Origin of the sequence: Streptomyces sp. NPDC059255, from assembly GCF_042752355.1 — a bacterium.
GTDB lineage: Bacteria > Actinomycetota > Actinomycetes > Streptomycetales > Streptomycetaceae > Streptomyces.
The window spans coordinates 14,378-27,670 of the sequence record NZ_JBHYZP010000057.1; the positions used below are offsets into that span (position 1 = coordinate 14,378).

Here is a 13,293-nt window from a genome sequence, read left to right on the forward strand (position 1 = left end):
CGGAGCAGGCCAGCGTGTCAGCGCCGGTTTCCCTCCCGGCCACGTCCTACGACAGCAGGCAGGAGACCGCTCCGGTTGGCAAGGCCGCGGCCTCCGATGCCTCGGTCACGGGCTTGTCGGCGAACCGCCAGACTGTTCTTCTGGCGGTCACGGCGGCAGCGTCCGGCGCGTCCGGCGATTTCAAGGCCACCTCTCTCGCACCGTCGGCCTCCTGGTCGGCTGGCGGAAGCAACGGTGGATTCGCCTGGACCTACAACATCAACGCCCCCGAGGTGCCCGGCGGGCTGCAGCCCGATGTGTCTTTGTCCTACTCCTCGCAGTCGGTGGACGGCCGCACGGCGGCGACCAACAATCAGGCCAACTGGATCGGTGACGGGTGGTCCATGGAGCCCGGCTTCATCGAGCGCCGGTACATCCCCTGCACCGAGGACACCAAGGACAGCAACGCCGCCGGCAAGGTGGGCGATCAGTGCTGGAAGAAGGGCAACGCCGTCCTCAACCTCGGGGGCCAGACCACCGTGCTGGTCAAGGATGACTCCGTCAAGGACGATCCTGAGGGCGACTGGCGGCTCGAAGGCGACGACGGCACCAAGGCCGTCAAGCTCACCAGCTCCAACCGGGGCAACGGTGACAACGACGGTGAGTACTGGCGGGTGACGACTCCCGACGGTACCCGCTACTACTTCGGCTACAACCGGCTGCCCGGATGGGTCGAGGGCAAGCCGGAGACCAACTCCACGTGGACCGTGCCGGTCTTCGGCAACCAGAGCGGTGAGCCCTGTCACGCCACCGCGTTCAAGGACTCCTGGTGCCAGCAGGCCTGGCGCTGGAACCTCGACTACGTCGTGGACCCGCACTCCGACGCCATGGCCTACTACTGGGAGAAGGAGACCAACTCCTACGGCCGCAACGTCAACGACACCACCGGCGTCTCCACCGCCACCGACTACACCCGGGGCGGCTACCTCAAGAGCATCGAGTACAGCCTGCGTTCGAACACCATGTACGGCAAGAAGGCGGCCGGAAAGGTCGACTTCACCGTCGCCGAGCGCTGCCTGAGCAACTGCGGCACCTTTGACAAGGCCAACGCGAAGAACTGGCCCGACGTGCCGTTCGACCAGTACTGCGCCCCGGGTACCGAGTGCAAGGACCGTTACTCGCCGTCGTACTGGAGCCGCAAGCGGCTCACCCAGATCGACACGTCGGTCCTGACCGGTGGCGCCTACCAGGCCGTCGACACCTGGAAGCTGGCCCACGACTTCCCTTCCACCGGTGACGGCACCGACCCCGCCCTCTGGCTGAAGTCGATCACCCACACCGGCCACACCGGTACCGGTGATGTCACGCTGCCCGCGGTCACCTTCAAGGGTCAGCAACTGGCCAACCGCGTCGAAGGCGCCACCACCGGCGGCAACGCCGACCCCGTACCTCCTCTCGTGCGCTACCGCGTCTACGGCATCGACACCGAGACGGGCGGCACCATTGGCGTCACCTACTCGGCCGCCGACTGCAAAGCCGGTGACGTCCCCTCCCCCGCCTCGAACACCCGCCGCTGTTACCCCGTCATGTGGTCCCCTCCGGACGCACCGGCCGCGGATTACGAGCCCTACCTGGACTGGTTCCACTCCTACGTGGTCACCCAGGTCCTCGAGTCCGACAACACCGGCGGAGCACCGGTCAAGCAGACCGACTACTCCTACCTCGACGGGCTTGCCTGGGCCAAGTCCAAGGACGACGAGTTCACCAAGGCCAAACACCTCACCTACGACGACCGCAAGGGCTACGGACGCCTGCAGGTCCGCACCGGCGCCGGCGCCGACAATCGGACGCTGAAGGAGTACCGCTACTTCCGCGGTATCGACGGCGCGCAGGTCAAGGACCAGGAGGGGATAGCGGTCACCGACCGTGCGGCCTTCGCCGGCATGACCCGGGAAGAGGCCACGTACGACGGAGACGGCGGAAAGCTGATCACCACAACGAGCTATGAGCCATGGATGTCCGCTGCCACCGCCACCGAGTCCCGGCCGCAGGGACTGCCCGCGGTGAGGGCATACGCCACCGGCATCGCCTCGGAGAAGACCCGTACCGCGGTGGACGCCGGCTGGCGGACCACGAAGACGGACCGCACCTTCGACACCTACGGCCAGGTCCTCACCGAGTCCCTGCTCGGCGACACCGCGAAGACCGGTGACGAGGAGTGCACCACCACCAGCTACGCGCAGAACGCCGAGAAGAACCTGCTGACCCTGCCGGCCGAGGTCAAGACCGTCGCGAAGGCCTGCGGCACCACGCCGTCGCTGCCCGCCGACCTGATCTCGGTGGCCCGTTACTACTACGACGACGCCACAAGCATCACCACCCCTCCGGCCAAGGGGGACGAGACGCGTCTCGACGAGCAGGACGCGGCCGGCACCGGCTACCTCACCACCTCCACCACCACGTACGACCAACACGGGCGGGAACTCACCAGCGCCGACGCCGAGGGCAACAAGACCACCACCGCCTACACCCCGGCCACCATCGAACCCTCGACATCGAAGACCGAGACGAACGCTCTGGGCCACACGACGACTGTGGAGTACGACCCGGCACGAGGGATCGCCACCGCCAACGTGGACGCCAACGGCAAACGCACCGACGCCGTACGCGACGGACTCGGCCGCGTACTGAAGTTATGGAACCCCGGCTGGCCCAAAGCCGACCACGCCACCCAGCCTTCCGCGGAATTCGCCTACACGATCTCCAAGACTGTCGCCAACTCCGTGGCGACCAAGACCCTGGAGTACGACGGCACCTACTCCACCTCCTACACCCTCTACGACGGCCTGCTGCGCGAAAGGGAAACCCAGGCCCCGGCCATCGGCACCAAGGACAGCGTCATCACCGAGACGCTGTACGACACCCGTGGCTTCACCTGGAAGACGTACTCCCCCTACTACGCCACCGGCGCACCCTCGAAGTCCCTGGTGAGCGGCTCCGACAACAAGATTCCCGCCGCCACGGAGAACCTCTACGACGGTGCCGGCCGGGTCACCGCCGCGATCTCCCGGACCTTCGGCGACGAGAAGTGGCGCACCAGCAGCGTCTACGACGGTGACCGGACCACGGTGATACCGCCCAAGGGCGGTACCGCCACCACGGTCGTCACCGACGCCCGCGGCCGGAGCACCGAACGGCTCGAATACACCAACGCCCAGCGCACCACGTCGCAGAAGACCAGCTATACGTACGGCAAGTACAACGAGCCGACCGCGGTGACCGACCCGGCCGGCAACACCTGGACCTACACCTTCGACAGCCGCGGTCAGCAGACCACGACCGACGACCCCGACAAGGGCGCGACGACCACGGTCTACGACAAGCTCGGGCAGGCCATCTCGACCACCGACGCCCGTGGCATCACACTGACCACCAGTTACGACCCGCTGGGCCGTCAGATTGATACCAAGCAGGGCACCACAGTCCTGGCGAAGTGGACCTACGACACCATCGCCAAGGGCCAGCCGGCCAGCAGCAGCCGCTTCGTCGCCGGCAAGGAGTACCGCACGGCCACCGACTCGTACAACGACAGCTACGAGCCTCTCTCGAGCACCGTGACAGTCCCCGCCGAAGCGGGAGCGCTCGCGGGCACGTACACGTGGACGTTCGGCTACAACACGTACACCGACCAACAGGAATGGATCAGGCATCCTGCGGTCGGGAACCTGCCGAGCGAGCGCCAGACCACCGTCTACAGCGAGGGCAACCTCCCCCAGAAGACCACCGCGGGATCCATCACGCTGGTCAACTCCACGGCCCACGACGTGTTCTCCCGCCCTGTGCGCACCGAATACGGAACGCTCGGCAAGAAGGTCTACAGGTCCCAGGTCTACGACGAGCACACCGGCCGCATGACCCGGCAGACCACCGACCGCGACCTCGCCTCCCAGCGCATCGACGACACCACCTACGCCTACGACCCCGCAGGCAACGTCACCGGCATCACCACCGCCAGCGGCCAGGACACGGCCAAGACCGTGGACAGCCAGTGCTTCACCACCGACCTCCTGGGCCGGCTGGGGGAAGCCTGGACCGCCAAGACCAACTGCGACTCTGCCCCCACGACGGCCACGGTCGGCGGACCGGACGCGTACTGGCAGACCTACAGCTACGACAGCCTCGGCAACCGCACCAAGCTCGTCGAACACGCCGCCGGTGCACAGGGCGGCACGGACGCCACCACCACGTATACGCATCCCGCGGCCAAGGCGGGGCTGCCGCACGCCGTGCAGCAGGCGAGTGTCCAGGGCGGCACCAACAACGGGCAGACAAGCACCTTCGCCTACGACAAAGCCGGCAACACCACCGAGCGCGCGATCGGCACCCGGACCCAGAAGCTGACCTGGGACCCCGAAGGACACCTCGCCACCCTCACCGAAGCCGGCAAAACCACCAGCTACCTCTACGACGCCGACGGCAACCGCATGATCGCCAAGGACGCCGACGGCAGCCAGACCCTCACCCTCCCCGGCGGCAACGAACTCAAGGCCACCAGCACAGGAACCAAAGAAGCCGTCCGCTACTACACCCACGGCGGCGAAACCGTCGCCGTCCGCACCAGCAAGGGCTTCTCCCTCCTCCTCCCCGACCACCAAGGCACCGCCATGGCCGCGATCGCCATGACCACCCTCGCCGTCACCCGCCGCAAACAACTCCCCTTCGGCCAGACCCGCACCGACCAAACCGAACAAATACCCGGCACCCGCGGCTTCGTCCAAGGCACCAACGACCCCACCGGCCTCACCCACCTCGGAGCCCGCGAATACGACCCCACCCTCGGCCGCTTCCTCTCCGTCGACCCCGTCATCGACATCAACACACCCGCCCAGATGAACGCCTACAGCTACGCCCACAACAACCCCATCACCCAATCCGACCCCACCGGCCTCTGCCCCGCCGACCTCTGCGGCAACGGCTACCCCATCGGCGGAACCGGCACCAGCAAAAACAACCCCACCCGATACGTCACCAACGCCTCCACCGGCAACCGCTACGAACTCGGCTCCTACATCGGAACCAACGGCAAAGCCATCAGCACACCAGGCAAAAAGACCGCACAGCAGTCGAAGAACCAAGCCCGAGCCAGAGCCGCAGTACAAGCTCAAGCCGCAGCAAACGCCAAAGCCAAGGCGCAAGCAGCCGCTCGCGCCAAAGCCAAGGCAGAAGCAGAACGCCGCAAGCGAAACGAAATCCTGAACTCCATGCTTCGTGGATTCAGGTCCACACCTGGAAGTCTCGGAAACAAGTTCGCGGGGGCGGTACTGGAAGGCGGTTTCGCTGCCATGGGATTGACGAATGCGAGCGGAGGATGCATCAATCTGGGCTGGGGAGTCGGCGCGACCGGTGGGGTCTCCGGCTGCGCAGTGATGGTCAGACGGCCAGACGGTTCGACCGACATCGGCTGGACCAGATCGGTTTCAGCGGGAGGATTCGGTTTCGGCGGAAGCGCCAACGCATCAATACTCCGAAGCAATGCTGACGATATCGGAAACTTCGGAGGATTCGGGCGCGACATCGGCGGCGGCCTTTACTTCGGCCCCGGCGTTGAAATCAACCACGAAACCGCCATCGGCACAAAAAACTCAAGAGGACAACAAGTCTATTCCGTCGAGGTCGGCCTGGGTGGAGGAATAGGATTCGAAGAGAGCGCCGGAATGAACTACACACAAAGCGGCAAATGGCTCAGCCGCCGCTGAGGCCACTCCACAGAGAGACTTTCCATTGTTTCCAATCATCGTCGGCATCTGTGTAGCATGTTTCGGAGTCTGCCTTCTGGGCAACTTCTGGAATTTCGCAAGTCGAAGTTTCGACTTCTTCTCCAGATTCACATACACAGGCATGGCCACAGTTAACACCCTCCGATTTGTGGGAGCAGGCGGAATCTTGGTCGGAGCATTTTGGATCGCGACCGCGCTATCCGAGATCCTCTAAGATTCCTGGAGCATCTCGGGTTGAGATCCCGCAGGCCAGCCCATAGAACCTGGTTGTCCCTTGCCGAAGAACACCGGCAGGTGAACACCCACAACGAGTTGGGCCCGACAGAAAGGCTGCCGGGCCCAACTCGTTTCTCGTCGGTCTTCATCGACGGAAACGTGCCAACTTTGGCAACTGGCAGCCTGACAGCCGAGGGGAGCCAGACAAGAGCCTTCCCCCTCCTCAGCAAGCACCAGGTGCGGATTCCGGGATGAGCAATTTTGGCGCGATTGCCGAGGCGTCTGGTTTCAACGAGCCATTGATGAAATTAAATATGGCTAATCCAGGGAAATTCCGCTTTCCCTGGATCAGCCACACAAAACACGGCAGGGGAATCAACATGCGTCACATCACCTGGACCGTCTGGGGTGTCATCATGGCGACTGCCGGATTTACCATAGCTTTCGACTACCGGAACATCGGACTCCGGTTCTATGATTTCATGGCCGCCCACACTCCCGACGGCTCCATCGATCCGAGATTCACCCCAGATATCTGCCGAATCATTTGGGGAATCATGGGGACAATCGGATTGTGCGTCGCCGCCTTCAATATTTTTCAGAAATTTATCCGCTGAGAAACCCATCATGGGCTTGCCGGGAAAAAAGTCGTGGCTTGCTGCTGCGGGGCTCGTTGTTCTGGTACGGGGAGACCGGAGGGGATTGAAGCCGTCCTGGCTGCGAAGTTCGAGGTGTTGTTGCCGCATCTGGATGAGCGTCGGCGTCGGCTGGCCATAGGAGCGGAAGCGCTGTCTCTGGGGCATGGTGGGATCAGGCTCGTCGCTGCCGCGGCCGGGGTCCGGGAGAGCACGGTCCTGCGGAGCGGCAGAACTGCAGTCTGGCCAGGCTCTGTTGGGGCAGGTCCGTCGTCCTGGTGGGGGCCGGAAGAGGGCTGTGGTCCTTGATCCAGAACTTCGACCAGCGCTACTTGCGCTGGTCGAGCCCGACAAGCGTGGCGACCCGATGTCGCCGCTGCGGCGGACGACTAAGTCGACGCGAAAGCCGGCAGCAGAGCTGACCCGGCAGGGCCACCGGGTCTCCGCCGACACGGTCGCCGGCCTGCTGCGGGAGGAAGGCTTCAGTCTGCAGGCCAACGCCAAGACATCGAAGGCTCTCAACACCTCGACGGGGATGCCCCGTTCCGTTACCTCAATGAGCAAGCACGAGAGCACCGGGACGCCGGTCACCCGGTGATCAGCGTGGACAGCAAGAAGAAGGAGCTGATCGGCGACTACAAGACCGCCGGGCAGGAATGGCGGCCCGCAAGGCAGCCCGTGAAGGTCAAAACGCACGACTTTCCCGGCCAGGCCGAGAAAGCGATTCCGTACGGAATCTACGACATGGCCGCGGACGCCGACTGGGTCAGCATCGGAACCGATCACGACACCGCGGCATTCGCCGTCGCCTCGATCCCCCGCGACGACAGGTCGGCGAAGCTCCGGTACGCCGCCCACCGCCATCGCGTCGTCCGGCCGTTTTCGGCTTTCACATGGCTGGATGGCGCTGTTCTGGGGCGAGTCGTCGCGATTGCCCCGCATGGCCGGAAAGACTCGGGCAGCATACGCAGCGAACACACATGATTACTTCATGCGATTAGGCAGTGTCCTGGCGATCAGTTGAGTCGTTGATACGACTATGGGGAGTAGGACTGATCTGACGGATGCCCAGTGGGAGCGGCCTGGAGCCGTTGCTGCCGGTGAGCAACGGGCGTTGTGGCAGGTGGCGGAATCATCGGCAGGTCGTGAACGGGGTGCTGTACCGGATCCGGACGGGTGTGCAGTGGCGTGACCTGCCGGAGCGGTACTAGCCGTGGAAGACGGTGCACGAGCGGCATCGTCGCTGGTCGGCGGACGGAACGTGGGAGATGCTCCTTCGGCGGGTCCAGCCGGGGCGGACGCCGTCGGTGAGATCGACTGGGACGTCTCGGTCGACTCGACGTCCGTGCGCGCTCACCAGCATGCCGCCGGGGCCCGGCACGCTCCGCCGCCCGTCCTCAAAGGGGGCTTCGCACAGGCGGTCAAAGCCGCTCGGGTCCGGGCGGAACTGATCGACCGGCTGGCGGAGGTGGTGCGGGAGGTGAGGCGCTCGGCCGCTCGCGCGGGGGCTTCACCACCAAGTCCCACCTGAGTGCGGACGGCCGCTGCCGGGTACTGTCCCTGGTCATCACGCCCGGGCAGTACGCCGACTGCACCCGGTTCGAGCAGGTGATGGACGGGATCCGCGTACCGCGGCTGGGTGCTGGCAGGCCGCGCACCAAGCCGGACAGTGTCAGCGCGGACAGGGCCTACAGCAACCGCCGGACCCGCCGCTACCTGCGCAGACGCGGGATCCGGCACGTCATCCCGGAGAAGCGTGACCAGGCCGCCGGCCGGGTCCGGCGCGGCAGGGCCGGAGGCCGCCCGCCCGGCTTCGACAAGGACCGCTACAAGAAGCGCAACACCGTCGAGCGGGCGATCAACAAGCTCAAAGCCTTCCGCGCGGTCGCGACCAGGTACGACAAGCGCGGCTACGTCTACCTCGGCACCGTCACCGCGGCCGCACTCGTCATCTGGCTCCGCTCATGATCGCCAGGACACTGCCTAGTGGGCGAAATGCGGCTTCTGAGGCCTGTGTGATCTCGTGGGTGCCCCCTCCCCGTCTCGTGCGTGGCTCCTCGCCGTCCGAATTCGCCGGCCGGGAGGGGGATCCGCACGGGATGCTGCACGTGTGATCGAGCGAGAGGCCGCCGTTCGGGCCGTCGAAGAGCAGTTGGAGCGGGACTACCAGGAGTGGCGGGCCGTGGACGCGGCCGCCAAGCGGATGGGTGTGGTTCACGTCGAGGAGCACGAGCTGGTGTGGATCGTCTCCTGGCAGTCCGAGGAGTTCGCACGCACCCGGGACTGGTCGTCCATGCTGATCGGCAACGGACCGTACCTCGTCGACCGGGTCGACGGGGCACTGCACCACATCGGCGTCATCTCCTCGGCGTCCGGAGCGTGGGAAGCCGACTACCGGGCCCGGATTCGCGGGCTGCCGGTGCGCACCGCAGTGGACGAACTCCACGACGAGTTGCGGGAAGTGGCCGCCGCGCGCGGGCGCGTGCACGCCGTGCGGACACTGCGCCGGAGACTGTCCGTACTCTCGCCCGCGGAGGCCATCGCGTATCTGAAGGCACTGTTGGACGGTGACGCGCCGACGCGCCTCGTGGCCGTCGCCACCAAGGAACTCGTGGAACCTCTCGACCCGGTACTTGCCGTGAAGACCGTTCGGGCGGGTCCAGTGGTCCGCCCCGGCGAGATGCTCGCCGACTGACAGGAGGTGCCGGCCGGCGGGCCGGTCGCGCGTTCCGCTCGGCCGTGCGCCAGGCCGTCAGCACTCCCCCTCCCCCGAGGAAGGCGCGTTCAGGTTCACGTCGAGTCCCTCCGTCCCGTCGAACCCGCCGGTGCTCAGCAACATCAGCTCCAGGGCATCGGACGACTGGTTGCCGTGGCCGTCGAGCCCGTGCAGGGCCTGCTCGGTCCAGATGCATTTTCCCTTCGCCGTGTAGCGGCTGCCCCAGCGTTGCGAAAGCGCAGTGATCAGCTGCAGCCCGCGACCGCCTTCGTCGGTGTCCGCGGCACGGCGCATGCGGGGCATCGTGAGGCTGCCGTCGAAGACCTCGCAGATCAGCTCGGCGCCGTGCAGCAGCCGGAGGCTGACCGGGCCCTTGGCGTGGCGTACGACGTTGCCCACCAGTTCGCTGGCCAGCAGTTCCGTGGTGGATGTCAGGTCGTCCAGGCCCCAGGCGGAGAGCTGCTCACGGACATAGCGGCGGGCCAGGCTGGCCGCCTTCGGTTCCTCGGTGAGCGGCCAGGAGGCCATCCTGTCCGCGTTGAGGGCGTGGAGGCGGGCCACGAGAACGGCCGCGTCGTCGGCCGCTTGGTGCTCGGCGGGAAGCAGCCCGGCCGTCAGTGTGTCGCAGAGGCGCTCCAGATCCGCGTCGCCGCCGTCCGCGTGGGCGGTGCGCAGGAGCCGGGCCAGGTCCGCCATACCCGTGTCGATGTCGCGCTTCGCCGACTCGACGAGGCCGTCGGTGTAGAGCACGACCAGAGTGCCTTCGGGCACGGTCAGCTCGACCGTTTCGAACGGCGGCTCGGCCGCGCCGAGCGGCGGATCCGCGCCCAGTTCCGGGAACCGCACGGTGCCGTCGGGATACATCAGGGCCGGGGGAGGGTGTCCGGCGCGGGTGATCGAGCAGACCTGGGTGGTGGAGTCGTAGAGCGCGTACAGGCAGGTCACGTAGGACTCGTCGCCCATCTCGCCGACGATGTCGTTGAGGTGCCCCATGATCTCGTCGGGGGGCAGTTCGAGGTCGGCCAGGGTGCGTACGGCCGTACGCAGGCGGCCCATGGCGGCCGCCTCGGGCAGGCCGTGGCCCATCACGTCGCCGACGACGAGGGCGACCTGGCCGCTGGAGAGCGGGATGACGTCGTACCAGTCGCCGCCCACGTCCATGCCCTGCCCGGCGGGGAGGTAACGGGCGGCGGTCACGCACGCGGCCAGGTCGGGAAGGCCGGTGGGAAGCAGGCTGCGCTGGAGTTCCCGGGACCGGACACGCTCGGCGTCGTAGAGCCGGGCCCGCTCAAGGGCCTGCGCGACGAGGGCGCTGATGGTGGTCAGCAGCGAACGCTCGTCGTCGGTGAGCCGACGGGGACGGTCGAAGGACACGACGCACACACCGAACGTGCGCCCGGACGCCGTCAGCGGCAGGAAGGCCCACGCCTGCTTGTCGGCGATGGCCGGCAGATCGGCGTGGTCGGGCGCGTACGCGGCGTACTCCTGCCGCGAGGACAGGAATGCCGGTACCCCGGACGAGACCACCTGCCAGGACGGGCTGGTGCCCGCCGCCACGCGGTCGTTCACGACATCCAGGAAGTCGTCCGCGTATCCGACGGACCCGACATTGAGGAGCCGGTTCCCCTCGATGGCCTGCACCATCAGCCCGACGGCGTCGAACGGCGGCAGCACACGCCGGGCCACCGCGTCCACCACGTCCCGTGAGGTAGTCGCCTTGGCGAGCGCCGCGGTCAGCTCCATGATCTGGGCGGCTCGCTCGGACGCGGCCCGCTCGGCCGCCCGGCGTTCCTCCTGCATGCGCAGCTTCTCGGTGACGTCAGACAGGTAAAGGGCGCAGCCCACCGGCCCGGGTACGAGCCGTAGCCGGTAACGACGCCCCGTATCTGGCATGAGCACATCAAAACTGACGGGTTTCTTCTCGGCGGCGGCCTTCCGGCAGCGGCGCTCCAGGCCCTTGATCCGCCGTGCGGCGGGCAGATCCCACAGCACACGCCCGAAGGTCTCGTCCTGGGAGAGTCCCATCGCGTGCTCCGCCTCCAGGTTGGTGAAGATGACGCGCCACTTGGCGTCCACCGCCAGGAATCCGTCGCCCATCTGGCGAAGGGCCCGGCTGAGCGCGTCCCGGGCGGAAAGCGACTCGCTGTTCTCCCATCTCACGCCGACCATCCGGAGCGGCCGGCCGCTGTCGTCGTACGTCGGCATGCCGCGGGCCCGCGACCAGCCGTACGTGCCGTCCAGGCGCCGCACCCGGTACACGGCCTCGTACACGGAGTGTTCGCGGATCGCCCGCTGCGCTTCCGCCATGGTCGGTGCCAGGTCATCGGGGTGGAGGACGTGCATCCAGTCCTGGACCTTGCCGGTGAAATCGGCCGGCTTGCTGCCGTAGAGCTCCATGACCGCCGCGTCCCAAATCAGTTCGTCGGTCTGGAGGTTCCAGTCCCACCAGCCGACTCTGAGGCCGGGCACATTCTGTCGGGACCGGTCACCGTCGGGATCCTTCGGTACGAATTCCGACATCTTCGGAGCCCGAGCCATGCGCTCCTCGGCCCATGCGACGACGGCCCGCAGGAAGTCCCACTGCTCCGGGGTGGGCTCGCTCCGGTCTCCCGTCAGGACGGTGAGGGTGCCCATGATCCGTCCGCCGCCGGACACCGGCAGGGCGGCCATGCCGGTGGTTGGCTCCGGGCTGTCGGCGGCTTCGGCGGGGAGCGGGGGCAGCCACAGGGCGGCGCCCCGGCGCAGGGCGCGCGCCGGGGCCAGCGGGCTCTTCTCGTCGATGATCTCCCAGGAGCCGGTGAGGGCGGACGGCAGGCCGACCGCCGACGCCAGGCACAACCCGGACGTGGGACCACAGAGGTGGATCATTCCCCCCAGGGCGCACAGCTCCCCAGCGGCGTGCTGGAGCGCCAGCCGGAAGACTTCGCTCTCCGGAGTGCCGGAAGCCACCGTACTGAGCAGGGCCAGTCGCGGGTTCACACTGCAAATTTTACGCTCGGCGGCCCGCATCCTCCGGGGCGGACCGTTCGTCGCGCCGGCCGGTCCCCCTCCCCGGCGGGAAAGCCGCGGAGACCGGGTGGGGGTCCGCGAGCACGGCAAGATCCGGAGGACAGCCCCAAGAATCCCGGTGCGCGCCGGCCGAGGATGCTGAGAGACTGCCGACACGCCGACATGCCGATCGTCGACGTCTCACCCAAAGTATCCATCGCCTACGAGACGTTCGGTGACCCCGCCGACGCGCCAGTCCTGCTCGTGATGGGGCTCGGCGCCCAGATGATCGCGTGGCACGAGGACTTCTGTCGCGCACTCGCCGATCGTGGCCGCTACGTGATCCGCTTCGACAACCGCGACTGCGGACTGTCCACCACGTTCGAGGACCGTCCCGTCGACATCGGGCGGCTCATGGCCGCCGTGAGCTCAGGAGACATGCCGTCCGCCCTCGCGATGGCGCCCTACTCGCTCCAGGACATGGCCGACGACGGCTTCGGCCTGCTCAGCGCGCTCGGCATCGAAGGTGCTCACGTGGTCGGATCCTCGATGGGCGGAATGATCGCCCAGACCATGGCCGTCACCAGGCCGGAGCGGGTACTGACCCTGACCTCGATGATGTCCTCGACCGGTGAACCCGCGTACGGCCGGTCCACCCCCCAGGCCCAGGCGGTGGTCTCCACTCCGAAACCGGCGGACCGTGCGGGATACATCGCCGCAGCGGAGCAGGAACTGGTGTGGGCCTCCGAACGCCACGGCGACCCCGCGGTCCTTCACGAGCTGGCAGCCCACAGTTACGACCATGCCTACCACCGTCGGGAGCAGGACGCCAGCTCGCGGCGATGATCCTCGACGGCTCACGTGCCGACGCGCTCCGAGGGCCCCGCGTCCCCACCCTGGTGATCCACGGCCTGAACGACACACTGATCGACCCGAGCGGCGGGAAACGCACCGCGGAGCTCGTGCCCGGAGCACATCGCAC

4 protein-coding genes and 3 pseudogenes are annotated in these 13,293 nt (G+C 67.0%); 6 read left to right on the forward strand and 1 reads right to left on the reverse strand.

Annotated features, from left to right (window positions below):
- Positions 1-14: 14 nt before the first annotated feature.
- From ACFXKG_RS38785 to ACFXKG_RS38805, 5 genes and pseudogenes are all read left to right on the forward strand, one after another.
- Positions 15-5,735, forward strand: coding sequence for an RHS repeat domain-containing protein (locus ACFXKG_RS38785; protein WP_384849553.1), 5,721 nt, complete (start codon positions 15-17; stop codon positions 5,733-5,735).
- A 488-nt stretch (positions 5,736-6,223) separates the two neighbouring features.
- On the forward strand, positions 6,224-6,589 hold the full coding sequence (locus ACFXKG_RS38790) for a hypothetical protein (protein ID WP_384849556.1): 366 nt from the start codon (positions 6,224-6,226) through the stop codon (positions 6,587-6,589).
- Between the two features lie 385 nt (positions 6,590-6,974).
- Positions 6,975-7,591: pseudogene (locus ACFXKG_RS38795) on the forward strand (hypothetical protein).
- 55 nt (positions 7,592-7,646) lie between these two features.
- Positions 7,647-8,575 (forward strand): annotated as a pseudogene (locus tag ACFXKG_RS38800) (IS5 family transposase).
- A 142-nt stretch (positions 8,576-8,717) separates the two neighbouring features.
- Entirely contained in the window at positions 8,718-9,302 is a 585-nt protein-coding gene (locus tag ACFXKG_RS38805; RefSeq protein WP_384849559.1) for a YrhB domain-containing protein, read from the forward strand.
- A 57-nt stretch (positions 9,303-9,359) separates the two neighbouring features.
- On the opposite strand, the gene ACFXKG_RS38810 is transcribed toward ACFXKG_RS38805, so the two are convergent.
- Complete coding sequence (locus tag ACFXKG_RS38810) at positions 9,360-12,302, reverse strand: SpoIIE family protein phosphatase (RefSeq protein WP_384849562.1); 2,943 nt, start codon at positions 12,300-12,302, stop codon at positions 9,360-9,362.
- A 192-nt stretch (positions 12,303-12,494) separates the two neighbouring features.
- On the opposite strand from ACFXKG_RS38810, the pseudogene ACFXKG_RS38815 reads away from it, so the two are divergent.
- Positions 12,495-13,285: pseudogene (locus tag ACFXKG_RS38815) on the forward strand (alpha/beta fold hydrolase); the annotation flags it as partial.
- Positions 13,286-13,293: the final 8 nt, after the last annotated feature.